Origin of the sequence: Mycolicibacterium bacteremicum, from assembly GCF_002086115.1 — a bacterium.
GTDB lineage: Bacteria > Actinomycetota > Actinomycetes > Mycobacteriales > Mycobacteriaceae > Mycobacterium > Mycobacterium bacteremicum.
Genome location: NZ_MVHJ01000036.1, coordinates 19,921 through 45,736, shown reverse-complemented (window position 1 = coordinate 45,736; position 25,816 = coordinate 19,921). Strand labels below are relative to the sequence as shown.

Below are 25,816 nucleotides of genomic sequence, written 5' to 3'. Positions count from 1 at the left end.
CGGGTGCTGTACCCGGAGCGGCGGCCGGGGCGGGTGCACCCGGAGCTGCGGCCGGGGCGGGTGCTGCACCCGGAGCTGCGGCCGGGGCTGCGCCGTCGGCAACCGGTGCTGTCGCGGCTGCGGGAGCACCGGGGACCGATGCCTCCTGGACACCGGCCGGGGTCAGGCCGGGCTGGCCCTCGGGCAGCGGGGTGCCCTGGCTACCGGCCGGGACCGGAGCCGTCTGCGGGGCACCCTCGGGCAGCGGGGTGCCCTGGCTGCCTGCGGGCGCCGTCGTCGGAGCCGGGGTGGCCGGGGTCTCGGTCGTCTCGGTGGACGCCTCGCCCGGAGCCGGGGTCTCGGTGGTCGACGTGGCGTCGGTGGACTCGGCGGCGGCCGGCGCCTGGTAGGTGCGGGCACCGCTGCCCGAGCCGGTTCCGGTGCTGGCGGCCGGCGGCGGGGTGACCCAGACGATCAGGTCGGCGGCGCTGGTCGCGTAGACGACGCTGTCCGGCGCGGCGCCGGTGACGTCGAAGTACACCTTGCCGGAGGTCTTCTGGCCCTGGGACAGGGTGGAGGGGTTCACGCCCTGCGGGGTCGCCACACCCCACAGCGCACGGTAGGTCTCGCCGTTGCGGGCGCGGGCGTTGAAGTTCGACACGATCGGGGTGGCGCTGCCCTGCAGGGCCTCATCGGTCGCGGTGGCCTCCCACAAGGTGCCGTGCACCTGAGCGGGGATGGTGTCGGTGCTGACCTTCAGCCCGGTGACGGTCCAGCCCTGGATGACGTTGCCGTCGTGCAGTTGGGCCTGGCTGCCGAGCTGGGTGGTGGTGACGGCGCCGTGGTCGTCGGCGATGGCGGACGGCGCGGTGAACGCGGTGATCGCCCCTGCGGCGGCAACGGCAGCAGCCGCAAACGCGGCGGCAATGCTCGTGGTCTTCACGGTGATTCCACTCCTGAGTCGTCGATGAGACGGCATCCCCCCGATGGGGTGCATCACAGACCGAAGTTAGCAGGTGGCGTGGGGTGAGGGAACCGTCGATGGCGCTCTCGGCCGCCGGGACGCCGGATCGCCAGCGCGCCGGCAGGCTCGCGGCGTCGATGGCCAGCAAACAATTCAAGCGTATGGCAGCCTTTTGCTACAAAGGTCAGCACATTGAACGGCGAGGGGCCTGCTAACTCATCGGGCTTTGCTCATGAGCAGTCGGTGGCGCACCGCCTGATTCGCGAAAGCCGTGCGGGAAACGTGTGCTCAGGCGGTGTCGTCGCGGGCGCCGAGGCGCAGGTGCTCGATGTGGTACACCGCCTCGTCGAGCAGTTGTGCGACGTGCGCATCGTAGAGGCGGTAGATGATGTTGCGCCCGGAGCGGTCGCCGGAGACCAATCCCAGCGCGCGCAGCAGTCGGAGTTGATTGGAGACCGCGGACTGTTCCATGCCGACGGCGGCGGACAGGTCGGTGACGGTGCACGGGGATTGGCGCAACCGGGTGAGGATCAGCAGTCGGTTCGGCGAGGCCAGTGCCTGCAGGGTTTCGGCGACCTTCACGGCCGACGCGGTGTCGAGTGATGTCACCGGTGGGGTGCGTCCCTCGACTCCGTGTCCCATGCGTCCATTGAACCACGCCCGCATCTGCACCTTTAGACATGTAGAACTCTACATGTTTATATGTATCGGTGATGACCGAGGTGACGGAATTCGAGCCGCTGACCGACAGGCCGCGGCGCCGGTCGGCGTGGTCGCTGGACTCGGTGCGCTGGGCGGCGGCCGCGTTGGCGCTCTTCCTCGTCGGGCTCATCCTGCAACTCGCGGGCGCTCCCGAAATAGTTTGGTGGACAGTCTATCTCGCGTGCTACGCCGCGGGCGGCTGGCAACCGGGCCGTGACGGCCTACTGGAACTGGCCCGGCGTCGCCTCGATGTCGATCTGCTGATGGTGCTCGCGGCGATCGGCGCCGCGGCGATCGGCCAGGTCTTCGACGGCGCCCTGCTGATCGTCATCTTCGCGACGTCCGGCGCCCTGGAGGATGTCGCGACCCGGCGCACCGAGGACTCGGTGCGTGCGCTGCTGGACCTGGCACCCGAGCGCGCCGTCCGGATCGACGACGGTGTCGAGACGGTGGTTCCCGCATCGGCGCTGCGGGTGGGCGACCGCATCCTCGTGCGGCCCGGTGAGCGGGTCTCCGCGGATGCGACGGTGGTGCAGGGCGCCAGCGATGTCGATCAGGCCACCATCACCGGCGAACCGTTGCCGGTGGCGGTCGGCGTCGGGGGCGAGATCTTCGCGGGCACGCTGAACGGCTCCGGCGCGCTGCAGGCCGAGGTGATCCGCGATCCCGCCGACAGTGTGGTGGCCCGCATCGTGGCCATGGTGGGGGAGGCCTCGGCGACAAAGGCTCGCACCCAACTGTTCATCGAGAAGATCGAGCAGCGCTACTCGGTGGGGATGGTCGCCGCGACCGTGGCGCTGTTCGTCGTCCCGTTGCTCTTCGGAGCGGACCTGCGCGATGCGCTGCTACGGGCCATGACCTTCATGATCGTGGCCTCGCCCTGCGCGTTGGTGCTGGCGACCATGCCACCGCTGCTCTCGGCGATCGCCACCGCGGGCCGACACGGTGTGCTGGTGAAATCGGCTGTGGCCATGGAGCATCTGGCCACCGTCGAGACCGTCGCCTTCGACAAGACCGGCACGTTGACGACCGGGCGCCCGACGGTGGTCTCCGCGCCCGCCGATGCCGTGCTGGGCTTGGCAGCTGCGGCCGAGCAGTACAGCGAGCACCCGCTGGGGCGGGCGATCGTGACCGCGGCCCGGGACCGGGGGCTCGATATCGCCGGCGCCACCGATTTCCGCGCGCTGCCCGGCCGTGGCGTCCGCGCCATCGTGGCCGGGCGTCATGTCGAGGTGCTCAGTCCGGCCGCATTGACGTCCCCGCCGCCGGAAGCCGCCGACCTGGAGAAGTCCGGCGCGACCGCGGTGGTGGTGTCGGTCGACGGGGTGGTCGCCGGGGTGATCGGTCTGCGCGATGCTGCCCGGCCGGGCGCCGGTGACGCCGTGGCCGAGCTGGGCCGGCTGACCGTGCATGACCCGGTACTGTTGACCGGCGACAACCGCAGGGCCGCAGCACAATTGGCCGATGATCTCGGCATGCAGATGCGCGCGGAACTACTTCCGGATGAGAAGGTGGCCGCGGTGCGCGAGCTGCCCGGCCGGGTATTGGTGGTCGGTGACGGCGTCAACGATGCACCTGCGATGGCGGCCGCGCATGTCTCGATCGCGATGGGCCGCAGCGGATCGGATGTCACGCTGCAGACGGCGGACGCCATCACCGTGCGTGATGATCTGGCCGCCATCCCGGCAGTGCTGGCGCTGGCCCGGCGGGCGCGACGGCTGGTGCTGGCGAATCTCGCGATCGCCGGTGGCTTCATCGTGGTACTGGTGACCTGGGACCTGTTCTGGCATCTGCCACTTCCGCTCGGTGTGGCCGGCCACGAGGGATCGACCATCATCGTGGCGCTCAACGGGCTGCGGCTGTTGCGGAACCGGGCATGGGACGCCGCAGTGGTGCGGGGAGGGCGGCCAGGCGGATCGGCGGATGGCTGAATCCGATGTTGGCTCGTCTGAGAAGTATTGCTGTCCAGTGACTTTGGGATGACTCCGTAGCGCGGGCGGGCGGCGATCTCTTCGCACCCGGCCCCGCGGTCCGGCATCGGGCGGGGCGAACGCTCGTCGAGCACCCGCCGGGACCCTCCGGAGCGATTCTCAGTAACGCCTCCGTTGTCCCGCAACACAGTCCTACGTCGCCGGACAGCGGGTGCGGATCGCCGTGGACGGGCCGGTGCTCGGCTACCCGGTATGAGCGGAGCTGTCGGCTGCGCGGCGGGGGAGTCACCTGCCCGTCCCGATTTCCGGATAGCCTCGGACACGTGAGCTTCTCGTATGCATCGGTCGTCGAGGCGACACACCTGAACCCCCGGCTGCGCCGGATCACCCTGCAGGTCGACGACCCGGCGGCCCTCGACGTCAAACCGGGTGGGGACTCGGCCGTCGCCATCTACTTCCCGACAGCAAGCGACGGGACGCGCGTCGACCCGCAGGCTGCGGACGCCGAGGCGCGCAACTACTCGGTGCGTTCCCACGACCGTGACCGCATCGTCGTCGACATCGTGCTGCACGCCCGCGGCGTCGCGACGAGCTGGGCGGCCCGCGCCGCTGCCGGTGACCGGGTCGGGCTCGACCACGCCCGGTCGTGGTATCGCCCGGCCCCGGACACCGAATGGCAGCTGCTGGTGGCTGATATGGCGGGCCTGCCGGCGCTGGCCCGAATCATCGACGAGCTGCCGGGCGCGGTGCCGGTCACGGCGATCGTCGAGGTTGTCGACGACGACGACCTGGACTACCTGCCGACCGCTGCCGGGCTGACCCTGGTGCGCCGGGTGGGCAGCGGAAACGGCCATGCGACAAGCGAACTCGCGGCGACGGTCCGTGCCCAGGTACTACCGGAGGGCAAGGGGTACTGCTGGTTCGCGGGGGAGGCCGCGGAGTCGCGGGCGGTGCGCAAGTTTTTGCGCGGGGCCGGCTGGACGGTCGACCAACTCGACGTCACCGGCTACTGGCGGTTCGACTCCGAGGTCTGGGACGCCAAGTTCGCCCTGGTCTCCGACGAGGTCGTGGCGGTCTGGGAGCGGGCGGTCGCCGACGGCAAATCCGAGCGGGTCGCCGATGAGGAGTTCGACGAGGCGCTGGAGCGCGCGGGGCTCTGACCCGGGTGGCCCGGCAATTCGAAACGGTTCAGATGGCGATCGATGAAGGCTTGCGCCTCGCGGTGCCCGCGGTCGATACCCAGGCCGTCTTCCAGCACCATGATGCGCGCCAGGCCGGCGACGATCATCGACATCACCACCGGCGGGAACGCGTCGGTATCGACACCGTGGGCTCGTAGCGCCGCGCTCAGCGTGGCCTCCTCGAGGTCCCGGAAGCGGGTGGCGTAGGCGGCAATCTCGCTGCGGATCGTTTTGCGATGGTTGGCCAGCGCCATGAATTCCATCCACAGCTGCGCACCCGCGGTGTTGTTGAGCTCCCAGAGCGCACGCAGCGGCGCATCCTGGCTGAGCGTCTGGCGCTGGCGATCCAGGTTGATCTCGGCACCGGACTGCAGGACGGCGAGGTAGAGGTCGTCCATGCTCGGGAAGTAGTAATGCACCAGCGCCGGCTTCACACCGGCCCGGGCGGCCACCCGCCGCGATGTCGCCGCGGCATACCCCTCGTCCAGCATGATTTGGGCGGTCGCTCGGATCAATGCGCTGCGGGTCGTCGAATCCCGCTCCCTTGACCGCTTTGCAGCTGCGCTGCTAGACATGGGCCGAGCATACATCTTGGGCGAGTGCCCAAAAGGTGGAGGACGAGCCATGGCGGGTCGGGTCGAGGGCAAGGTTGCATTCATCACCGGCGCTGCCCGGGGCCAGGGCCGCAGTCACGCGGTCCGGCTGGCCGCCGAGGGTGCCGACATCATTGCCGTCGATATCTGTGCCGCCTTCGACAGGTCACCGGCGCTCGGCGCCACTGTGGAGGATCTGGCCGAGACCGCGGATCTGGTCAAGAATCTGGGCCGCCGGATCGTCACCGCCGAGGTGGATGTGCGCGATCACGCCGCCCTCACCGACGCGGTCGGCAGCGGCGTCGAACAACTGGGCCGGCTCGACATCGTCGTCGCCAACGCAGGCATCGGCACCACCGGGGTGAAACTCGACCGGATGGACGAGGATCTCTGGCAGGAGATGATCGACGTCAACCTTTCCGGGGTCTGGAAGTCGGTGAAGGCCGCGGTGCCCCACATCCTGGCCGGCGGGCATGGTGGTTCCGTCATCCTGACGAGTTCGGTGGCCGGTACCAAGGCCTACCCGCACACCGGTCACTACGTCGCGGCCAAACACGGTGTGGTCGGTCTGATGCGCAGCTTCGCCGTGGAGCTTGGCCAGCACTCCATCAGGGTGAACTCGGTGCATCCCACCCACGTCAACAGTCCGATGCTGATGAACGACAAGACCTATCGGATGTTCCGCCCCGACCTGGAGGACCCGGGGCCTGATGATCTGGAACCCATCTGCCGGGCCTTCCACATGCTGCCGATCCCGTGGGTGACACCCGAGGACATCAGCAACGCGGTGCTGTTCCTGGCCTCGGATGAGGCGCGCTACATCACCGGTGTGACGCTGCCGGTCGACGCGGGCAGCTGCCTGAAGTGACGGTTTACTACGACCCGTACGACGTCGGCATCGTGCGCGATCCGTATCCGACGTATGCGGCACTGCGCGACGAGGCGCCGCTGTATCACAACGAGACCTACCGGTTCTGGGCGCTGTCCCGGCACGCTGACGTCGAGCGGGCTCTGTCGGACTGGGAGACGTTCTCCAACAGCCGAAGTGACATCCTGGAGCTGGTGCAGTCGGACTTCGACATGCCCGAGGGGGTGATGATGTTCGAGGACCCGCCGGTGCACTCGATGCTGCGCTCGTTGATGTCGCGGGTCTTCACCCCACGCCGGATGGCGGCCATCGAGGATCAGATCCGCGAGTTCTGTGTGCGCTGCCTGGACCCGCAGGTGGGTTCCGGCGGCTTCGACATCATCGCCGAGCTGGCGTCGATGATGCCGATGCGCGTCATCGGAATGCTCCTGGGCATCCCCGAATCCGAGCAGATCGGCGTGCGCGACGCCAATGACGCGAACCTGCGCACCAGGCCCGGCGCCCCGATGAAGGTGCGCGATGCCGACAGGATCGCCGATGGCCGCATCTACGCCGATTACGTGCAATGGCGCTCCGAGCACCCGTCCGACGACCTGATGACCGCGCTGCTCAACGTCGAGTTCACCGACCAGGACGGGGTGACCCGCAAGCTCACCCGCAAGGAGGTGCTGCACTACACCCAGGTGGTCGCCGGCGCGGGCAACGAGACCACCGGCAGACTGATCGGCTGGCTGGCCAAGGTGCTCGCCGAACATCCCGACCAGCGCAGGCAGGTGCAAAGGGATCGCTCGCTGTTGAACCGTGTGGTCGACGAGACGCTGCGGTTCGAGCCGACCGGACCACACGTCGCGCGTTGGGTGGCAAGGGATTTCGAAGCGCATGGGCAGACCGTGCCGGCCGGCAGTGCGATGCTGCTGCTGTTCGGTGCGGCCAACCGGGACCCGCGCCGCTACCGGTCGCCCGATCAGTTCGACATTCACCGGGACAACATCAGCCACCTCACCTTCGGTAAGGGTCTGCACTACTGCCTCGGAGCCAATCTCGCCCGCCTCGAAGGCCGGGTGGCCCTCGACGAGTTACTCAACCGGTTCCCCGAGTGGGAGATCGACTACGACACCGCACAGCTGGCACCGACCTCGACCGTGCGCGGCTGGGAGAAGCTGCGAATCACGTTCTAGGACCGGCCGGCTCTGAAGATGATGGCGAGATCGGCGCCCGATCCCGCCATCGTCCTCAGTTTCGGCGTTGCGACAGCGTGGCCTTCAGCGCCTCCAACACCGAGGGATCCTCGATGGTCGAGGGCACCGGCTCGTCCTTACCGTCGGCGATCCCGCGCATCGTCTTGCGCAGGATCTTGCCCGAGCGGGTCTTCGGCAGCGCCGCAACCACATCCACCAGCTTGAAGCTCGCGACGGCACCGATGTCGTTGCGCACCGCCTCGATCAACTCGGTGTCCAGTCCGTCGGCGGTGAACCCGGATTTGAGCACCACCAGCGCGCGCGGGACCTGACCCTTGAGATCATCGGACACCCCGATCACCGCGCACTCGGCGACCGCGGGGTGGGTGGCCAGCACGGCCTCGATGGACCCCGTCGACATCCGGTGCCCGGCCACGTTGATGACGTCATCGGTGCGTCCGACCACGAACAGGTACCCGTCGGAGTCGATGTGCCCGCCGTCGCCGGTCAGGTAGTACCCGTCGAAGGCCCGCAGATAGGACGACACGTAACGGTCGTCCTCGCCCCACAGCGTCGGCAGCGTGCCCGGCGGCAACGGCAGCTTGACGACGATCGAACCTTCCTCGCCCGCATCGCATTCCGAGCCGTCCGGGCGCAGCACCCGGACGTCGTAACCGGGCATCGGCACCGTTGCCGACCCCGCCTTGACCGGTAGCTGCTCGATACCCATCGGGTCGGCCGCGATCGCCCACCCGGTCTCGGTCTGCCACCAGTGGTCGATGATCGGGATGCCCAGCTTCGACGATGCCCACTCGTAGGTGCCCGGGTCCAGCCGCTCGCCGGCCTGGAACAGGTACTTCAATCCGGACAGGTCGTAGTCGGCGAGCTTGGTGGCGTCCGGGTCCTCCTTCTTGATGGCCCGGATGGCGGTCGGCGCGGTGAACAGCGCCTTGACGTTGTGTTCGGCGGCCACCCGCCAGAACGCGCCGGCATCCGGCGTCCCGACCGGTTTTCCTTCGTAGAGAACGGTGGTCGCGCCCAGCAACAGTGGCGCGTAGACGATGTAGGAGTGCCCGACGACCCAGCCGACATCGGAGGCCGCCCAGAACACCTCACCGGGGTTCAGGTCGTAGATGTGGCGCATGGTCCACAGCAGCGCGACGGCGTGCCCGCCGTTGTCGCGGACGATGCCCTTGGGCCTGCCGGTGGTGCCGGAGGTGTAGAGCACGTACAGCGGATCGGTGGCGGCCACCGGGACCGGGTCCACCGGCTCGGCGGCAGCCATGGCCTCCGCCCAGTCGATATCGCGGCCCTCGATCAGCTCGCAGGGATGCTGTTCGCGCTGCAGGATCACACACTTGGGCGTGGTGTGCTCGGCCAGCGTGAGCGCGGTGTCCAGCATCGGCTTGTACTCGACGGTGCGGGTCGGCTCGATACCGCAGGACGCCGACACCACCACGGTGGGCCGGGCGTCGTCGATGCGGGTGGCCAGCTCGTGGCCGGCGAAACCGCCGAACACCACCGAGTGCACCGCGCCGAGCCGGGCGCAGGCCAGCATGGCGATGACGGCCTCGGGCACCATCGGCATGTAGATGACCACCCGGTCGCCCTTTTCGACGCCGAGGCCGCGCAGCACGCCGGCGAACCGGGCGGTCTGGTCGAGCAGCTCGCGGTAGGTGTAGGTGCGCTTCGTGCCGGTCACCGGGGAGTCGTAGATCAGCGCCGCCTGGTCACCGCGCTCGCCGATATGCCGGTCGAGGGCATTGGCGCAGGTGTTGAGCTCGCCGCCGGGGAACCACCGGTAGAACGGCGGGTTGTCATCGTCGAGCACCCGCTGTGGTTCCCGGGTCCAGGTGACGGCCTTGGCGGCGTCGGCCCAGAACGCCTCCGGGTCGGAGATGCTGGCGTCGAAAATTGCACGGTAGCCGGACATGGACAGCACCGTAATCTGCGTCACGTTGCAATGCGGTTGCAACAGGCGAAACCGGCCCGGGTGGGGAATTCCGGGCCGGGTACCCCTGCGAGACGCTTGGCCGAGATCGACACGAGGGTCGCGAATCGGGGCGGACGACCACCACGGTACGACCGTGCACCCGATCTCGTCGCGAGACCGGGTCCACGGTCGTCCGGCATTCCAGGGAGCGGGCAATCGGCAACCCTGGCGGCAATCTGGTCGTCGCAGTCAGCAGACGTAGTCGCAGGAACCGGGTCGGCCGCCGGGGGCGCACCGGGACCCGTCGCTCAGCCGGCCCGACCCAGCGCGGCGAGCACCCGGCTCTGCCGGTCCGCGTCGGCGCCGACCGGCACGGCCGGACCGCACACACCCTCCATCCGGATGGCATCACCGAAGCCGGCGATGGCGGCCTCCAACCGATCCAGTTCACCGTCGGTGAAGCGGTACGGCGACGCGGTCACCGCGGCGATGTCCCAGCGGTGTGCGATCAGGTCGAATCCGTAGAACTGCAGAAGCGTCTCGCCGATGGTGGTCGGGCCGAAATGACCGTCGAAGGCGCGCGCGGCCACCTGCGGGTCGGCCAGGATCTCGCGGATCCTGGCGGTGTGCGAGGACCAGGCGGCCACCGGGTCGGCGGGGTCCGGGCGCGGCGGCAAGGTGAATCCGTGGCGCTCGAAGAAGTCGCGCTGGGTGTCGATCAGGTGCGCCAGCACGTCGCGCGCCGACCAGCCCGCGCACGGACTCGCGGCATCCCACTGCTGCGGGTCCACCGCGGCGATCACGGCGGCCATCCCGTCGGTCAGGCCGGCGTAGGTCTCTGCAACACTCGAATCCGTCATGGGCCAGACGTTAGGCAGTGAGATGGCGAGCGGATTGGACAAACCCGACAAACCCGACAAACCCGACAGACCCGAGAACACCGTCGCGGACGAGCCCGCCCACCTGCTCGACCCGGCCCACCGGGCGGCCATCCACATGTCGCGCCCGGATGCGCCCGCCGACCTCGCCGGTCTGGTGCGGCGGTTCTGGATTCCGGTCTGGCAGGTGCCGGCCGGGGAGACCTTCACCCAGCAGGTGCTGCAGTACCCGGTGTGCCTGATGGTGGTCACCGACTCCTACGCCCGCTTCTACGGTCCGGCCTCGGGATTGGCCGGCACCCCGCTGACCGGGGACGGCTGGGCCGCCGGGGTGATGTTCGAACCGGCCGCCGGGGCACTGATCACCGGCGGCGCGGTGTCGCGGTGGACCGACACCCATGTCGAGCTCGCCGACCTGCTCGGCGCGCCAGGGGCGGCGCTGGCCGGTCGGATCCGCGCGGTCATGACCGCCGATCCGATTGCCCGGCAGGCACAGTCGGCGGCCGTCGACTGCTATGCCGAATTTCTGCGCCGCTTCCTGCCGGTCGACGAGCAGGGCCGCACCGTCAACGACATCGTCGCCCACATCGAGGACAACCCCGAGGTCAACCGCGTCGCCGATGTCTGCGCGCAGTTCGGGATCGGCGAGCGCACCCTGCAGCGACTGACCAGCCACCGGGTCGGGCTCAGCCCGAAATGGCTGGTGCGCCGCCGCCGCATCCAGGACGCGACATGGCGGCTGCGCACCGGTGCCACCACCGTGGCCGCGGTGGCGGCCGATCTCGGCTACGCCGACGAGGCGCACCTGAGCCGCGACTTCCGCCGCGTCACCGGCGTGACACCGGGAGTGTTCGCCGCGCGTTACGTCGACTGACGCCTGACCATCGACACCGCCTGCTCGGCGACGGCGCTGAGCACGCGGCGGTCCCTGGTGGTCAGGGTCCGACCGGACAGCAGCAGCCAGTGGTCGTGATCGGCGACGTCGATCGCGGTGTCCGCGGCGTCGACGCCCGCGCACGGATCGTGGCCGACGCCGGCCAGTACCGTCCCGTCGGCGGACACGATGCTCACCGCCCGTTGCGAATACGCCTCCCGTAGCCGGTCGAGCAGGACGTCCAGATCGGCGTCGCGCAGCGCCGCATCGGCGAACAGCGCCAGCAACTCGGCCTCCTGCGCGGCGCGCCGTGCCTCCGTCGCGCGGTGGGCGGCGCGGTCCACCAGCAGGGCGACGGCCACCGCGACGGCCAGCAGCACGACGATGGTGACGACGCTGTCGGAGTCGTAGACCGCGAAGCTGTGTACCGGGCTGACCACGAAGTAGGTGAGCAGCACACCGGAGAGCACGGCGCACAGGGCCGCCGGCGCGATCCCGCCGACCAGTGCCGCGGCCACCACGCCGGTGAAGAACAACGCGCTCTGCCCGCCGATCCCGAGCGTCCCCTCCGGCAGCCCGGTGGTCACCGCGCAGATGACCGCCGGGATGCCCAGCGCCGTGAGCCAGGACAAGAATCGCCTGCGGTGCAACGACGATCGCGACCACGACATGCCGGTGTGGGCTTCGGGATGGGTGACCATGTGCACGTCGACATTGCCGGACTGGGCGATCACCTGCGCGCCGATCCCCTCGTCGAACATCCGGGCCCACCGCGACCGACGCGAGGTGCCGATCACCAACTGGGTGGCGTTGGCGCTGCGCGCGAACTCCAGCAGGGTGGCGGCGATGTCCTCGCCGACGACGGTGTGCATGGTGGCTCCCAGGCTGGCGGCCAGCTCGCGCAGCATCTTGCGCTGCTGCGGGGTGATTGCCACCAGACCGTCGCCCTGCACGATGTGCAGCACCTTCAGTTCGGCGCCGGAGCGTGAGGCGATCCGGGACGCGCGGCGCACCAGCGTCTCGGATTCCGGTCCGCCGGACACCGCGACCACCACCCGTTCGCGGGCCTCCCAGGTGTCGGTGATGTTCTTGTCGGAGCGGTACCGGGCCAGTGCGGCGTCGACCTGATCGGCCAGCCACAGCAGCGCCAGCTGCCGCAGCGCCGACAGATTCCCGGGCCGGAAGTAGTCGTCCAGCGCTGCGTCGATCTGGTCGGATGGCACCACATTGCCGTGGGCGATCCTGCGCCGCAACGCTTCCGGTGTGATATCCACCAACTCGATCTGGTCGGCCGCGCGCACGATCTCGTCGGGGATCCGCTGCGCTTCGGTGATACCGGTGATGTGGCCGACGACGTCGTGCAGGCTCTCCAGGTGCTGAACGTTGACGGTGCTGATGACCGTGATTCCGGCGGCGAGGAACTCCTCGACGTCCTGCCAGCGGTGCGCGTTACGGCTGCCCGGGGTGTTGGTGTGCGCCAGTTCGTCGACCAGCACCACCTGCGGCCGCCGGGCCAGCACCGCCTCGACGTCCAGTTCGGCGTACCGGGTGCCCTCGTGCTCGACATGAATCGGCGGGACCACCTCGATACCGGCGAGCTGCTGGGCGGTGCGGCGGCGGCCGTGGGTCTCGATCACCGCGGCCACGACATCGGTGCCGCGGCTCATCCGGCGCTGGGCCTCGCCGAGCATCGAGAACGTCTTGCCGACGCCGGGCGCGGCACCGAGGTAGATGCGCAGATCTGCGCGCTTACGGCCGAGGAGGCTCACCCACCCATCATCCCCTGCGGCGCTACTCCTGGAAGCGGTATCCCATCCCGGCCTCGGTGATCAGGTGTTTGGGTCGCGATGGGTCGACCTCCAGCTTGCGGCGCAGCTGCGCCAGGTACACCCGCAGATAGTGGGTTTCCTTGGCATAGGCCGGTCCCCACACCTCCTTGAGCAGCTCCTCGCGGCCGACCAGCTTGCCGCGGTGGCGCACCAGCATCTCCAGCATGCCCCACTCGGTCGGTGTCAGATGCACCTCGGTGCCGCTCTTGGTGACCTTCTTGGCGGCGAGATCGACTGTGAAGGAGGATGTTTCGACGACTGGCTGGTCGTCCTCGGTGGCCGCGCTGGCCCGTCGCACCGCGGCGCGCAGCCGGGCCAGGAACTCGTCCATCCCGAACGGTTTCGTCACATAGTCGTCGGCCCCGGCGTCGAGGGCCTCCACCTTGTCCGAGGAATCGGTACGCGCCGAGAGCACGATCACCGGGACGGTCAGCCAGCCCCGCAACCCGGCCAGCACATCGATACCGGACATGTCGGGTAACCCGAGGTCGAGGATCACCACGTCGGGGCGGTGATCGGCGGCCGCGCGCAGCGCCTCGGCACCGGTGGCCGCAGTGCTCACCTCGTAGCCGCGCACCGACAGGTTGATCCGCAGCGCCCGCAGGATCTGCGGCTCGTCGTCGATCACCAGGACCCGGGTCATGGGTGCGGTCCTTCCTCGGGTGCCCCCAGCTCGATCACGACCGTCAGCCCACCGCCGGGGGTATCGGTGGCGGAGATGGTGCCGCCCATGGCGGCGACGAAACCGTTCGCCACCGACAGCCCGAGACCGACACCGGTGGTGTTGTCCTGGTCGCCGAGACGCTGGAACGGGGCGAACAACTGCTCCTCGGCGCCGCGCGGAATCCCGGGACCCTCGTCGGCGATGGTGATCAACACCCGGTCACCCACCCGGCCGGCGTTCACCCGCACCGGGCTGCCGCCGCTGTAGCGCAGCGCGTTGTCGATCACGTTCACCAGCACCCGTTCCAGCAGCCCGGCGTCGGCCAACGCGACCGCGTCGCCGACGTCCACCTTGACCCGGTCCAGGCCGAAACCCGCGGAGCTGCGGCTGATTCCCAGCAGCGCGCGCTGCACGGCCTCCTCCAGGTACACCCGGCGCAGCTCGGGTCTGACCACTCCGGCAGCCAACCGCGAGGAGTCCAGCAGGTTGCCCACCAGAGCGGTCAGCTGGTCGACGGACTCCTCGACGGTGGCCAGCAGCTCGGCGGTGTCCTCGGGCGAGAAGTCGATATCGTCACTGCGCAGACTGGACACCGCGGCCTTGGCGCCGGCCAGCGGGGTGCGCAGGTCGTGGCTGACCGCCGAGAGCAGCGAGCGGCGCAGTTCGTCGGCCCGGGCGATTGCCTCGGCGCGGCCGGCCTCCTCGATCAGCTCACGCTGCCGGACCAGGCCGGCGGCCTGTTTGGCGACGGCGCCGAGCACCCGGCGATCCCGGGCGGGCAGTCGGCGCCCCGCCAGCAGCAGCCAGAACTCGTCATCGCCCACCTCGATCGCGGTGTCGGCGTTGTCGACTTCCACGCACGGATCCTTGCCGGCGCAGGCGACCACCACCGCGTCCCCGTCGCGCTCGCGCAGCAGGCTCACCGAGGTCTGCGAGTACACCTCGCGGACCCGGTCCAGCAGCGCCGCCGGATCTGCGCCGCGCAGCACCGAGCCGGCGAAATGCGCCAGCAGCTCGGCCTCCTGGGACGCGCGGCGGGCTTCGCGGGCCCGTTTGGCCGCGCCGTCGACGAGCGCGGCCACCGCGACGGCGACCATCAGCAGCACCGCGATGGTGAGGGCGCTGTCGGGTTCGGAGATGGTGAAGGTGTAGCGCGGCTCGGCCAGGAAGTAGTTGATGAGCAGCCCGGACAGCACCGCCGACAGCGCGGCCGGCGCCACGCCGCCGAGTAGCGCCACCGCCAGCACACCGATGAAGAACAGTGCGCTTTCCCCGCTGACCCCGAGGTAGGGGTCCAGCCACAGCACCGCGACGGCGGCCAGCGCCGAGGGCACCACCAGCGCGGCCAGCCACGACATGGCGTGCTGCTGCCAGGTCCGCTTGCCCGAGCGGGCGGCGCCGCGGCGGGTCTGCTCATGGGTGACCATGTGTACGTCGATCGTGTCGCTGTTCTGCACCACCGTCGCGCCGATGCCCTCGTCGACGATGCGCGCCCAGCGTGAGCGTCGGGATGTCCCGATGACGAGCTGGGTGGCATTCATCTCGCGCGCGAAATCCAGTAGCGCAGCCGGTACGTCATCGCCGACGACGGTGTGCACGGTGGCACCCAGGCTGGCTGCCAGGTCGCGCACGGCACCCATCATCGGGGCAGATACCCCGGCCAGACCGTCGCCGCGCACCACGTGCACGATCATCAGTTCGGCGCTGGACTTCGAGGCGATGCGCGAGGCCCGGCGCACCAGGGTCTCGGATTCCCTGTCGCCGGTGACCGCGACGACCACCCGCTCGCGCGCCTCCCAGGTTGCGGTGATCTTGTTGTCGGAGCGGTACTTTGCCAACGCGGCATCGACCTGGTCGGCAAGCCACAGCAGCGCCAGCTCGCGCAGCGCGGTGAGATTGCCGCGCCGGAAATAGTTCGACAGGGCGGCGTCGATCCGATCGGGGGAGTAGACGTTGCCGTGGGAAAGCCTGCGCCGCAGCGCTTCCGGGGTGATGTCGACCAGTTCGATCTGATCCGCGGCGCGGACCACCTCGTCGGGCACCTTCTCCTGCTGCTCGATGCCGGTGATCTGGGCGACCACATCGTTGAGGCTCTCCAGGTGCTGCACGTTGACGGTGGTGATCACCGTGATGCCGGCGGCCAACAGCTGCTCGATGTCCTGCCAACGCTTGGGGTTCGCGCTGCCCGGGGTGTTGGTGTGGGCCAATTCGTCGACCAGCACCACCTGTGGACGGCGGGCCAGTACGGCGTCGACGTCGAGTTCCGGGAAGCCGGCGCCGCGGTACTCGACGTAGCGCGGCGGGATGATCTCGATGCCGTCCAAGAGTTCGGCGGTCTTGGTCCGGCCGTGGGTTTCGACGACAGCGGCCACCAGGTCGGTGCCGCGTTCCAGGCGCCGGTGCGCCTCGCCGAGCATCGCGAAGGTCTTCCCGACGCCGGGAGCTGCGCCCAGGTAGATGCGCAGCTCCCCGCGTTTCGGTCGGTCGGTCACCAGCCCATCATCCACCCAACTGATCCAGCGCCAGGTTCAACGCCAGGACGTTGACCCGTGGCTCGCCGAGGAATCCGAGCGTGCGGCCCTCGGTGTGCTCGTCGACCAGTGCGCGAACCTGCTCGGTGCTGATACCGCGTGCCTCGGCGACCCGGTTCACCTGCAGCGCCGCATAGGCGGGGGAGATGTGCGGGTCCAGCCCGCTGCCGCCGGCGGTGACCGCGTCGGCGGGCACCGCCGGGTCGACCTCCGGCCCGTGCACCGGCACGATCTGGCCCATCGTGTAGTCCGCGCCGGGTTCGGCGCATTCCACCCGGACGCCGCGATAGGTCGTCGTGAACGGCGCCGCCGGGCAGACCTGGCTCACGCTGACCACCCGGGCCGGCTCGGTGACGTTGCCGCGCGCATCGCGGGGGCCGATGACCGACAGCACCGCGCCGACCCCGTCGGCCGTGCAGAACGGCCGGGCGCCGTTCACACCTTCGAATTCGGCGACCGTCAGGCTGCGGGTGCACACATCGGTCAGCAGGCTGGTGCGGCCTCCTGCTGGATCGTCGGCAGTGTCCACCACGTCCTCGGGTCCGAGGTTGCTCGCCCCGGTGGCCAGCGGGTCGTACCCGCCCGGGCGGGACTGGAAGTACCGCGGCAACGGATTTCCGTCCGCGTCGGTGAAAGACTGGCCGATCAGGCTGCTGCCCACCGGCTTTCCGTCGGCTTCGAGCAGCGAACCGGCGGCCCGGTCACGCAGGCCGGGCAGTTGTGCCACCAGCCAGATGAACGCCGGGTAGGCCAGCCCGAGGATCACGGTGAGCACCAGCAGCGCGCGCAGTGCGGCGGTGTGCTGACGGAGGAGATTGGCGAAGTTCATGTCACATTCCCGGGAATAGTTGGACGACCAGGTCGATCAGCTTGATGCCGATGAACGGCGCGATGACCCCGCCGAGGCCATAGATGAACAGGTTGCGGCTCAACAGCTTCGACGCGCTGGCCGGTGTGTAGCGCACACCCTTGAGGGCCAGCGGGATCAGCACGACGATCACGACGGCGTTGAAGATCACCGCCGACAGGATCGCCGACTGCGGGCTGTGCAGCCGCATGATGTTCAACAGGTCCAGGCCGGGGAACAGCGCGACGAACAACGCCGGGATGATCGCGAAGTACTTCGCGATGTCGTTGGCGATGCTGAAGGTGGTCAGTGCGCCACGGGTGATCAGCAACTGCTTGCCGATCTCGACGATCTCGATCAATTTGGTGGGGTCGGAATCCAGATCGACCATGTTGCCGGCCTCTTTGGCCGCCGAGGTGCCGGTGTTCATGGCCACTCCGACATCGGCCTGAGCCAGCGCCGGGGCGTCGTTGGTGCCGTCCCCGGTCATCGCGACCAGCTTGCCGCCGGCCTGCTCCTTCTTGATCAGGGCCATCTTGTCCTCGGGGGTGGCCTCGGCCAGGAAGTCGTCGACGCCCGCCTCCTCAGCGATCGCCTTGGCGGTCATCGGGTTGTCACCGGTGATCATGACGGTGCGAATGCCCATGCGACGCATCTCGTCGAAGCGTTCCCGCATGCCCTGCTTCACCACATCCTTGAGGTGGATGACGCCGAGCGCACGGGCCCGGCCGTCGCGGACCTCGCCGACGGCCAGCGGGGTGCCGCCGGCCTTCGAGATGGCGGTCACGATGTCGCCGAGTTCGTTCGGCACGGTGCCGCCCTCGGAACGGATCCATTCCGCGACCGACTGCGTGGCACCCTTGCGGAGCTGGTGGCCGTCCAGGTCGACACCGGACATCCGGGTCTGCGCGGTGAACTCCACCCAGTGTGCGTGGCTGAGCTCGCCGGGCGTCCTTGCCCGTAAGCCGTACTGCTGCTTGGCGAACACCACGATGGAGCGGCCCTCGGGCGTCTCGTCGGCCAGGCTGGACAATTGCGCGGCGTCGGCCAATTCGTCATCGGTGACCCCGGCCAGCGCCACGAAGGCCGCGGCCTGGCGGTTGCCCAGGGTGATGGTGCCGGTCTTGTCGAGCAGCAGGGTGTTCACATCGCCGGCGGCCTCGACGGCGCGGCCGGACATCGCCAGCACGTTGCGCTGCACCAACCGGTCCATCCCGGCAATACCGATGGCGCTCAGCAGCGCACCGATGGTGGTGGGGATCAGGCACACCAGCAGCGCGACCATCACGATGCCGGTGACGCCATCGCCGGTGAGCGACAACGAATCCGGCACACCGGGGTTGTTGGCCTTGGAGAAGATCGCCAGCGGCTGCAACGTCGCGACGGCGAACACGAAGATGATGCTCAGCGAGGCCAGCAGGATGTTGAGCGCCACCTCGTTGGGGGTCTTCTGCCGGTTGGCGCCCTCCACCAGACCGATCATCCGGTCGATGAAGCTCTCCCCGGGCTTCTGGGTGATCCTGACGACGATGCGGTCGCTGAGCACCGTGGTGCCACCGGTCACCGCCGATCGATCACCGCCCGATTCGCGGACGACGGGTGCGGACTCACCGGTGATGGCGGATTCATCGACCGAGGCGATGCCCTCGATGACGTCGCCGTCCTCGGGGATCGTCTGTCCCGCTTCGACGATCACCACATCACCCTGTCGGAGCAGTGGGGCGGCCACCTGCTCCTCACCGCCGGAGTCGGTGACCCGGCGCGCCATGGTGTCGGTCTTGGCCTTGCGCAGGCTGTCGGCCTGGGCCTTGCCGCGCCCCTCGGCGACGGCCTCGGCCAGGTTGGCGAAGACCACGGTCAGCCACAGCCATCCCACGATCAGCCAGGCGAACCAGGACGGGTCGGTGACGGCCAGCACGGTGCTCCAGACGGCACCGATCTCGACGATGAACATGACCGGGTTGCGCCACAGCGTGCGCGGGTCGAGTTTGCCCAGCGCGTCGGGTACCGACTTCCACAGCATCATCGGGTCGAGCAGTCCGCTGCGCACGGAGTCCTTCGGGGTGCGCGGGGCGGTGGTGGCAGTCGGATCGGCGGTGGCGGTGGACATCAGTGGATTCCTTCAGCGAGGGGGCCGAGCGCGAGCATGGGCAGGAACGTCAGGGCGACCAGGATGACGGTCACCCCGACGACCATGCCGACGAACTGCGGCCGGTGGGTGGGCAGGGTGCCGACGGACTCGGGCGTCTTCGCCTGGGCGGCAAACGAACCGGCCAGCGCCAGCACCAGGATGATCGGCAGGAAGCGACCGAACACCATGGCCAGCCCCAGTGCGGTGTTGTACCACTCGGTGTTGACGCCGATGCCGGCGAACGCGGAACCGTTGTTGTTGGACGCCGAGGTGAAGGCGTAGAGCACCTCGGACAGTCCGTGCGGCCCGGTGTTGAGCATTCCGGCGCGTTGCCCGGGCATCGCCATCGCCAGCGCCGTCCCGGTGAGCACCAGCAGCGGGGTGATCAGGAAATACGTTGCGGCGAACTTGATCTCGCGCGGGGTGATCTTCTTGCCGAGATACTCGGGGGTGCGTCCCACCATCAGTCCGGCGACGAACACGGTGATGATCGCCAGGATCAGCATGCCGTAGAGGCCCGACCCGACACCGCCGGGGGCGACCTCGCCGAGTTGCATGTTGAACATCGTCATCAGCCCACCGAGGCTGGTGTAGGAGTCGTGGAACGAGTCCACCGCACCGGTGGAGGTCAGCGTCGTGGCGGCGGCGAAGACGGCCGAATTGGCCACGCCGAAGCGTTGTTCCACACCCTCGGTGGCCGCGCCGACCGCGGTCGGGACCGTGCCGTGGGCCTGCAACTGGAACAGCATGAGCAGGCTGACGCTCAGCGTGGCGATGGTGGCCATCACCGCGACGATCGCGTACCCCTGCTTCTTGTTGCCCACCATCCGACCGAACGAGCGCGGCAGCGCGAACGGGATCAGGCAGATGAGCAGGATCTGCAGCCAGTTCGTCCACGTCGTCGGATTCTCGAACGGGTGCGCGGAGTTGGCGTTGTAGAAACCGCCACCGTTGGTGCCGAGTTCCTTGATGACCTCCTGGCTGGCGACCGGGCCGCCGGTGATGGTCTGCTGCCCGCCGGCGATGGTCTCGATCACCTGGTCGTGCACCGCGAAGTTCTGGATGACGCCGCCTGCGATCAGCACGATGGCACCGATGACCGACAGTGGCAGCAGGATGCGCAGGCTGCCGCGCACCAGGTCGACCCAGAAGTTGCCGAGATCGCCGGTGCTGCGCCGGACCAGGCCGCGCACGAAGGCGATGGCCACGGCCATGCCGACGGCGGCCGAGACGAAGTTCTGCACGGTCAGCCCGGCCATCTGCACCAGGTGGCCCTGGGTGGTCTCGCCGGAGTAGGCCTGCCAGTTGGTGTTGGTGACGAAGCTGACCGCGGTGTTCCAGGCCAGTGCCGGGGTCATCTCGGTGGCCGGGTCGTTCAGGTGCAGCGGCAATTTGCCCTGCACCAACTGGAACACGAACAGGAATCCGATGCTGACCGCGGAGAAGGCGAGCACGCTGCGGGCGTACGCGCCCCAGGTCTGCTCGGCCTTCGGGTCGGCGCCGATCAGCCGGTAGATGCCGCGTTCGATGCGGGAGTCGTTGGGGTCGGTGTAGACCCGGTACATGTAATCGCCGAGCGGCACGTGGGTGACGGCCAGCACGATGACGAGTGCGGCGAGGAAGATGATCCCCGCGGTGGTCGTGGACACTAGAACCTCTCCGGGAAGAGCAGGGCCGCGAACAGGAACAGCGCGATCAGGATCGCCAGCGCGAGGCCGACGCCGTTGGCAAGGTTCACAGCCGCTCGACCAACTTCTGCACCAGGCCGAGCAGCGCGAAGATCGCGATGGTCAGCGCGAGGAAGATGACGATGGACACGGTGGTCGTCACGACGAGATCAGCACTCCTGCGGTTGTTGACGCCCCCGCCGGATCGGATCGGTGGCGAAGGCCAAACTACGTCCGGTTTTCGCCGGTGAGCTGGGCCTTGACGCTTCCTTGACGGCCCGGGTGGCCATCTTTACGCGGTCACTACGCGGCGGCTTTCTGGGTGTGGTCTGGGCTACTGCACAGGCTGCGGCCAGCTGGCGAGCGTAGACCGAAGTGATGACGGATCTTGATACGCATGCAGGTCATCCGCACCGGCTGCGCGCCGCTGTGCGGGTCGTGCGACGAGTCCTGCCGAAATCCGCCTGCGGCCTGCCCGCGCTGCTGTTGGCCGATCCGCTGGTGTCGGCGTGGGTGCGCGCACACGGTGTGAGCGTGTACGTCGCCGACGCGTGGGAGCTGGGCCTGGTGCGCTCGGCCGGGGTGGCACCCGAACAGGTGCTGTGGCGGTGCGGGCCCTCGTCCATCGGCATCTCGGGCGCGTTGTCCTGCGGGGTGACCCGCTTCGTTGCGTCCACGCCACGGCACCTCAATGTCCTCGCGGAACTGACCGGTGGTGCGGCCGCGGTGCACCTGGATCTGGGTTGTCTGCTCGCCGACTACCGTTTCGACGGCGTGGATGTGGTCGGAATACATTGCAGCGTGGACTCTTCGGAGCCATTGCGGTGGGCTGATGCCGCCGGGCAGCTGCTCGGCCGGGTGGCGGCCCTGCGCCGTGACGGCGCCGAGGTGACCCGGATAAGTCTGGACGGCGGGCCGGCCGCGGCGTGGTTACGGGCGGACAAACAGCAGCTGACGTCCATCGCATCCGCCGTCGACGAGGCCATCGATGACGGTTGTGCGCGGTGGCGGCTGCCGAGGCCCGTGCTGACCTTGGGGCCCGCATGCCGCGGCGGCACCGGTTAGAGTTTGCGATGGCAATGACTTCGTGACGCGGAGGTGATCCGGTGCGGCTGCACCTGGCGGCGGGATTCCTGGCCATGACGGCGCTGTTGGGCGGCTGCGCAGGCGAACGGGAGTTGGAGGGCTCGCCGGTCAGTTCGGCGAGTACCGAGGAGGCGATCGATCCGGCCGCCGACGCCGAGGCCGTGCGGACGGTGTTCGAGCAGTACCGGACCGAGGCCGGCGCGCAGAACGGCGCCGCGGTGCCCGCCCTGATCAGCCCGGACACCATCGCGCACTACGACCAGGTGGTGCACCTCGCCCGGACGGCCGGTCCGGCGGAGGTCGCACAGGCCGGGATGATGGACCGCCTGATGATCGCGCGCATGCGGGTCGAGACCCCGCCGGACTTCGACACCATGGACGGGGCCGGTCTGCTGGTCTACGGGGTGAACGAGGGGATGATCGACGCCGCCGCGCTGGAGGGCAACACCCTGGGCGAGGTGCGCATCGAGGGTGACCGGGCGTACGCGCCCATGCTGGTGCAGGGCGAACCCGCCGGTGCCGACTGGGAGTTCGTGCGGACCGACGGCGGCTGGACCTTCGACCTGGCCGCCGGCTTCCCGCTGGTCAACGAGGCGTTGCGGCAGGTGGCCGTCGACGGTGACATGACCGAGGACGAGTTCATCTTCACCGCCGTGGAAATGGTCACCGGTAGCCCGGTCGACGCCTCGGTCTGGGACGTGCCGACGGCTTAGCCTGGACGCGAAAGTGACTGTCGCGTTCTGATATTGACGTTGTCGCAGCGCGCTCTCGACCCGCCGGGATGCCCCGATCCGCGGCTGTGAAAACGGGCCCATTCCGTTTGATCGCCCCTGCACGGGGTACCTGAGCCAGCATGACCACCAACGCCCCATCGGCAATCCGGGCGGTCGCCCTGGTGTGTAGCCTGAAAGCCAGCCCGGCGCCTTCCAGTAGCCAGTCCATGGCCGAGCACGTGTTCGGCTACCTGCGCAAGGACGGCGTCGAGTGCGAGTTGGTGCGCTGCGTCGACTTTCACATCGCACCGGGCGTCGAGGTCGACATGGGCGACAGTGACCAGTGGCCGCAGATCCGGGGGAAGATCCTGGCCGCCGACATCCTGCTGCTCAGCACCCCGATCTGGTTGGGACATCCGTCCTCGGTGACCCAGCGGGTGCTGGAGCGTCTGGACGCGGACCTGTCCACCACCGACGACGAGGGCCGCCCCGCCATGGTGGGCAAGGTCGCGCTGGTCAGCGTCGTCGGTAATGAGGACGGTGCGCACAAGGTCGTCGCGGACGTCTTTCAGGGCCTCAACGATGTGGGGTTCAGCATCCCGGCCCAGGGATGCACCTACTGGACCGGACCCGCGATGGGATCCGAGGATTTCAACGATCTCGACGAGGTGCCCGAGCAGGTGGCCTCGACGACCGAGGCGGCGGCCCGCAATGCGGTACATCTGGCGCGCACGCTCAAACAGTCCCTCTATCCGGCGTATCAATGAGAACTCACGGGAGCCGTCATGCCTGACACATCAAAAGATCCGGTCGACCACTCGCGCACCTATCGGCAGCACGCCGGCGAGGCGATGAAGGCGGGCAAGAACGCGCCGGGAATCGTCTCGGTGGGACTGGGTGTGCTGGCCATGGTCATCGGGCTGTTCTCGTTCGCAAACGGCACACGCACCGCCGGTGTCGTGGCGGTGATCTTGGCGGTGGTGCTGATCGCCGGTGGACTGTTCTGGCTGAACCGTTTTCACCGCAAAGTCAAAGAGCAGCAGGTCGAGTGGCACCGCGACAATCCCGAGGTTCCCTACGAGCCGCCGACGAGCTGAGCGGGGTCGTCGCGTTCGCGCCGAAACTGCCGGGCGATGGCGCACCGGACGGCGAAGAGCGCCAACGCTGGTGCGCCCAGCAGGGTGAGCGCGGCGATCAGGTCGGTCATCGAACACCGCCGTAACGCCCGACGGACGGCAACACGATGTTGTGTTCCAGTTGCGCGTAGGCGTGATGCCAGATCAACTCGTGGTCGGCAACGCTGATGTCGCCGTCACGCATGCTGTGATCGGCGCGCACCATCGTCACGCCGATGTTCCGCACCTGGCGGGCGCGAAGAAGCAGTGCCCGGTCGGGATTCGGCACCGCGACGGTGACATCGGCCGTGCGGACCGCGGCGCGAAGGGATCCGGCGCGGGCGAAGGCGATGGCTCCGAGGCTCAGCGATACGGCGCAGGCCAGCGCGACAGCGGTCCACGGTTCGGTGAATCCGGACAGTATCGCGGTCGAGGCCAGCCACAGCCCGGTGCCCCACGCGTAGAAGCCACGCCACACCCGGACCCGGCGACGCTCCTCGGAGGTGATCCCCGGCGGGTAGACGACGATCCGGTACGCAGTGGCACCCCAACGTTGCGGTCGGATTTCCACTGTGCCCCAGACGGTGTCACCATCCAGCAGGAGCCGGCACAGTTGCCTGAAGGTATTGGTCACCGATCCACGATGCGCCGCGGTTGCGCGGGTCTGGTCGATCTGTACGGAATCTTGACGGGCGGTGCCGGTTTCCTGACGACTTCTGCGTCCCGGATCGGCCTCGGCGACCGCCGTTACTTGTCGGACCCCCTCTCTAGAATCGTGGTATGCCGCCTCCCACAGACGTTTTCGCCGCTGATGCGGCGGATGCGGTGTCGGACCGGCTGCTGGGCTTGTACGCCGAAGCGGCCGAGGTGATCGGCCAGCGCAACGCCCTCGACGGGCGGCTGGTGGAGATTGTCGCCGAGATCGACGGCGGTGACGGCCCCTCGCTGTGGGGTGACACCGGGTGCCGTTCGTTGCCGGAGTTGGTGGCCTGGCGGTTCGGTATGTCACCACGCAATGCTCAGGTGATGGTGGCGATCGCCCAACGCATCGAGGTGTTTCCCCGTCTGGCCGAGAGTCTGCGTGCGGGGCAGTTGTCGGTCGACCAGTTCGGGGTGATCGCCGAACATGCCGCCGACGGCTCCGATGACCACTATGCCGAGCTGGCCACGACCGCCACCGTCACCCAGCTGCGGACCGCGGTCAAGCAGGAACCCCGCCCCGACCCCGAACCCGCACCGGAACCCAAGCGGTCATTCAGTCGGATTGAGCAGGACGGGTACACCAGCTACCGGATCCGGTTGCCCAAGCTGGAGGCCGCCAAGTTCGATGCCGCGTTGGATGCACGCAAGGATGGGTTGATCGCGCAGTGGCGGCGCGATCGCGACGCCCAAGCCGGCCGTGACGCCGCCCAGACACCGGAGGTGCGCATCGAGGATCAGGTCAGTGTGCCCACTGATCCGGCGCCGCCGTTCCCCGACAATGTGGATGCGTTCATGAGTGTCATCGAGGCCGGCTGGGACGCCGAGGCGGCCGCGCGGCCGCACGGGGCGCACACCACGGTGGTGGTGCACTACGACATCGAGAAGGCATCCGCAGCCCTGCACCTGGGGCCGGTGCTCAGCGATGCTGATCGTCAGTTCCTGCTGTGTGACGCCACCTGTGAGGTGTGGCTGCAACGCCACGGTGTGCCGATGGGGTCCGGGCGTGCCACCCGCACCATCAGCCGGCGGTTGCGGCGGGCGTTGGAGCACCGTGACCCGACCTGTGTGGTGCCCGGCTGTGGGGCCACCCGCGGGCTGCATGCCCATCATCTGGTGCATTGGGAGCACGGCGGGCCCACCGAGCTGTGGAACCTGGTGTTGCTGTGCCCCTTTCACCACCGCCTGCACCACAAGGGTGAGATCACCCTGACCGGGCCCGCCGACGCGCTGACCGTCACCGACTCCCAGGGCCGCACCCTGACCTCGGCGTCGCTGGCACGCCCACCGACCGGACCGCCACCGCATGTCGCGCCATGCCGCGGACCGTCGGGGGAGAAAGCCCACTGGTGGTGGTACACACCCTTCGAACCGAAGGCCCCGCCGGCTGCCGACAATTAGCTGCGCAGAGCAGCCGATACCCGGTCACCTCGAACCGGCCCCTCACCCGCTG

General features: G+C 68.9%; 23 protein-coding genes and 2 pseudogenes. 10 read left to right on the top strand and 15 right to left on the bottom strand.

The annotated features are described in order from the left end of the window. Both BST17_RS25750 and BST17_RS25745 read right to left on the bottom strand, forming a co-directional pair. The coding region (locus BST17_RS25750) for an MPT63 family protein (RefSeq protein WP_083061744.1) at positions 1-922 on the bottom strand (922 nt) is incomplete at its 3' end. Between the two features lie 309 nt (positions 923-1,231). Beyond that, positions 1,232-1,585, bottom strand: a complete 354-nt coding sequence (locus tag BST17_RS25745; RefSeq protein ID WP_083061750.1) for an ArsR/SmtB family transcription factor — start codon at positions 1,583-1,585, stop codon at positions 1,232-1,234. Positions 1,586-1,656: 71 nt separating this feature from the next. On the opposite strand from BST17_RS25745, the gene BST17_RS25740 reads away from it, so the two are divergent. Both BST17_RS25740 and BST17_RS25735 read left to right on the top strand, forming a co-directional pair. After that, positions 1,657-3,576: a heavy metal translocating P-type ATPase gene (locus tag BST17_RS25740; RefSeq protein ID WP_083061743.1), complete on the top strand. Its 1,920-nt coding sequence runs from the start codon at positions 1,657-1,659 to the stop codon at positions 3,574-3,576. 323 nt (positions 3,577-3,899) lie between these two features. Further along, positions 3,900-4,736, top strand: a complete 837-nt coding sequence (locus BST17_RS25735; RefSeq protein ID WP_083061742.1) for a siderophore-interacting protein — start codon at positions 3,900-3,902, stop codon at positions 4,734-4,736. Between the two features lie 11 nt (positions 4,737-4,747). Here the strand turns inward: BST17_RS25735 and BST17_RS25730 are convergent. Then, a pseudogene (locus tag BST17_RS25730) lies at positions 4,748-5,332 on the bottom strand (TetR/AcrR family transcriptional regulator); the annotation flags it as partial. 49 nt (positions 5,333-5,381) lie between these two features. Here BST17_RS25730 and BST17_RS25725 point away from each other — a divergent pair. Both BST17_RS25725 and BST17_RS25720 read left to right on the top strand, forming a co-directional pair. Continuing rightward, the gene (locus tag BST17_RS25725) at positions 5,382-6,218 is read left to right on the top strand and encodes a mycofactocin-coupled SDR family oxidoreductase (RefSeq protein WP_083061740.1); all 837 of its coding nucleotides are present in this window, start codon (positions 5,382-5,384) and stop codon (positions 6,216-6,218) included. After that, positions 6,206-7,396, top strand: coding sequence for a cytochrome P450 (locus BST17_RS25720; protein ID WP_109750301.1), 1,191 nt, complete (start codon positions 6,206-6,208; stop codon positions 7,394-7,396). Before BST17_RS25725 ends, BST17_RS25720 begins: the two co-directional genes overlap by 13 nt. Positions 7,397-7,451: 55 nt before the next feature. Here the strand turns inward: BST17_RS25720 and BST17_RS25715 are convergent, their stop codons facing one another. Together BST17_RS25715 and BST17_RS25710 are read right to left on the bottom strand one after the other, a co-directional pair. Continuing rightward, the gene (locus BST17_RS25715; protein ID WP_264001854.1) at positions 7,452-9,353 is read right to left on the bottom strand and encodes a propionyl-CoA synthetase; all 1,902 of its coding nucleotides are present in this window, start codon (positions 9,351-9,353) and stop codon (positions 7,452-7,454) included. Positions 9,354-9,637: 284 nt separating this feature from the next. Beyond that, positions 9,638-10,189 carry a TIGR03086 family metal-binding protein gene (locus tag BST17_RS25710; protein WP_083061738.1) on the bottom strand — a complete coding sequence of 184 codons (552 nt, stop codon included), beginning with the start codon at positions 10,187-10,189 and terminating at the stop codon, positions 9,638-9,640. Here BST17_RS25710 and BST17_RS25705 point away from each other — a divergent pair. Then, complete coding sequence (locus tag BST17_RS25705) at positions 10,188-11,081, top strand: helix-turn-helix domain-containing protein (protein WP_234807828.1); 894 nt, start codon at positions 10,188-10,190, stop codon at positions 11,079-11,081. The genes BST17_RS25710 and BST17_RS25705 overlap by 2 nt on opposite strands. Here BST17_RS25705 and BST17_RS25700 read toward each other — a convergent pair. From BST17_RS25700 to BST17_RS28885, 8 genes and pseudogenes are all read right to left on the bottom strand, one after another. Continuing rightward, positions 11,078-12,850 (bottom strand): annotated as a pseudogene (locus tag BST17_RS25700) (DUF4118 domain-containing protein); the annotation flags it as partial. The gene BST17_RS25705 and the pseudogene BST17_RS25700 sit on opposite strands and share 4 nt — an antisense overlap. Positions 12,851-12,872: 22 nt before the next feature. After that, complete coding sequence (locus BST17_RS25695; RefSeq protein ID WP_083061735.1) at positions 12,873-13,553, bottom strand: response regulator; 681 nt, start codon at positions 13,551-13,553, stop codon at positions 12,873-12,875. Next, positions 13,550-16,090: a DUF4118 domain-containing protein gene (locus BST17_RS25690; protein WP_234807831.1), complete on the bottom strand. Its 2,541-nt coding sequence runs from the start codon at positions 16,088-16,090 to the stop codon at positions 13,550-13,552. The genes BST17_RS25695 and BST17_RS25690 overlap by 4 nt, the downstream gene beginning before the upstream one ends. Further along, on the bottom strand, positions 16,074-16,934 hold the full coding sequence (locus BST17_RS25685; protein WP_083061733.1) for a potassium-transporting ATPase subunit C: 861 nt from the start codon (positions 16,932-16,934) through the stop codon (positions 16,074-16,076). The genes BST17_RS25690 and BST17_RS25685 overlap by 17 nt, the downstream gene beginning before the upstream one ends. Position 16,935: 1 nt before the next feature. Continuing rightward, a complete protein-coding gene (gene kdpB / locus BST17_RS25680) occupies positions 16,936-19,062 on the bottom strand; it encodes a potassium-transporting ATPase subunit KdpB (protein ID WP_083061732.1) in 2,127 nt (708 codons plus the stop codon). Further along, positions 19,062-20,732: a potassium-transporting ATPase subunit KdpA gene (gene kdpA, locus BST17_RS25675; RefSeq protein WP_083061731.1), complete on the bottom strand. Its 1,671-nt coding sequence runs from the start codon at positions 20,730-20,732 to the stop codon at positions 19,062-19,064. Before kdpA ends, kdpB begins: the two co-directional genes overlap by 1 nt. Beyond that, a complete protein-coding gene (locus BST17_RS28890) occupies positions 20,732-20,821 on the bottom strand; it encodes a potassium-transporting ATPase subunit F (RefSeq protein ID WP_109750300.1) in 90 nt (29 codons plus the stop codon). The genes kdpA and BST17_RS28890 overlap by 1 nt, the downstream gene beginning before the upstream one ends. Further along, the gene (locus BST17_RS28885) at positions 20,818-20,913 is read right to left on the bottom strand and encodes a potassium-transporting ATPase (RefSeq protein WP_109750299.1); all 96 of its coding nucleotides are present in this window, start codon (positions 20,911-20,913) and stop codon (positions 20,818-20,820) included. The genes BST17_RS28890 and BST17_RS28885 overlap by 4 nt, the downstream gene beginning before the upstream one ends. A gap of 215 nt (positions 20,914-21,128) precedes the next feature. On the opposite strand from BST17_RS28885, the gene BST17_RS25665 reads away from it, so the two are divergent. The 4 genes from BST17_RS25665 (at position 21,129) to BST17_RS25650 (ending at position 23,646) form a co-directional block, all read left to right on the top strand. Then, positions 21,129-21,815, top strand: a complete 687-nt coding sequence (locus BST17_RS25665) for a type III PLP-dependent enzyme domain-containing protein (protein WP_083061730.1) — start codon at positions 21,129-21,131, stop codon at positions 21,813-21,815. 41 nt (positions 21,816-21,856) lie between these two features. Beyond that, entirely contained in the window at positions 21,857-22,549 is a 693-nt protein-coding gene (locus tag BST17_RS25660) for a hypothetical protein (protein WP_083061729.1), read from the top strand. Positions 22,550-22,689: 140 nt separating this feature from the next. Next, complete coding sequence (locus BST17_RS25655; RefSeq protein ID WP_083061728.1) at positions 22,690-23,316, top strand: flavodoxin family protein; 627 nt, start codon at positions 22,690-22,692, stop codon at positions 23,314-23,316. A gap of 18 nt (positions 23,317-23,334) precedes the next feature. Next, positions 23,335-23,646, top strand: coding sequence for a DUF308 domain-containing protein (locus BST17_RS25650; RefSeq protein WP_083061727.1), 312 nt, complete (start codon positions 23,335-23,337; stop codon positions 23,644-23,646). Here BST17_RS25650 and BST17_RS29900 read toward each other — a convergent pair. Then, complete coding sequence (locus tag BST17_RS29900; protein ID WP_264001855.1) at positions 23,625-23,756, bottom strand: hypothetical protein; 132 nt, start codon at positions 23,754-23,756, stop codon at positions 23,625-23,627. The genes BST17_RS25650 and BST17_RS29900 overlap by 22 nt on opposite strands. Then, complete coding sequence (locus tag BST17_RS25645; RefSeq protein ID WP_083061726.1) at positions 23,753-24,298, bottom strand: DUF6611 family protein; 546 nt, start codon at positions 24,296-24,298, stop codon at positions 23,753-23,755. The genes BST17_RS29900 and BST17_RS25645 overlap by 4 nt, the downstream gene beginning before the upstream one ends. Before the next feature lie 146 nt (positions 24,299-24,444). Between BST17_RS25645 and BST17_RS25640 the strand changes: the two genes are divergently transcribed. After that, a complete protein-coding gene (locus tag BST17_RS25640; protein ID WP_083061725.1) occupies positions 24,445-25,764 on the top strand; it encodes an HNH endonuclease signature motif containing protein in 1,320 nt (439 codons plus the stop codon). Positions 25,765-25,816: the final 52 nt, after the last annotated feature.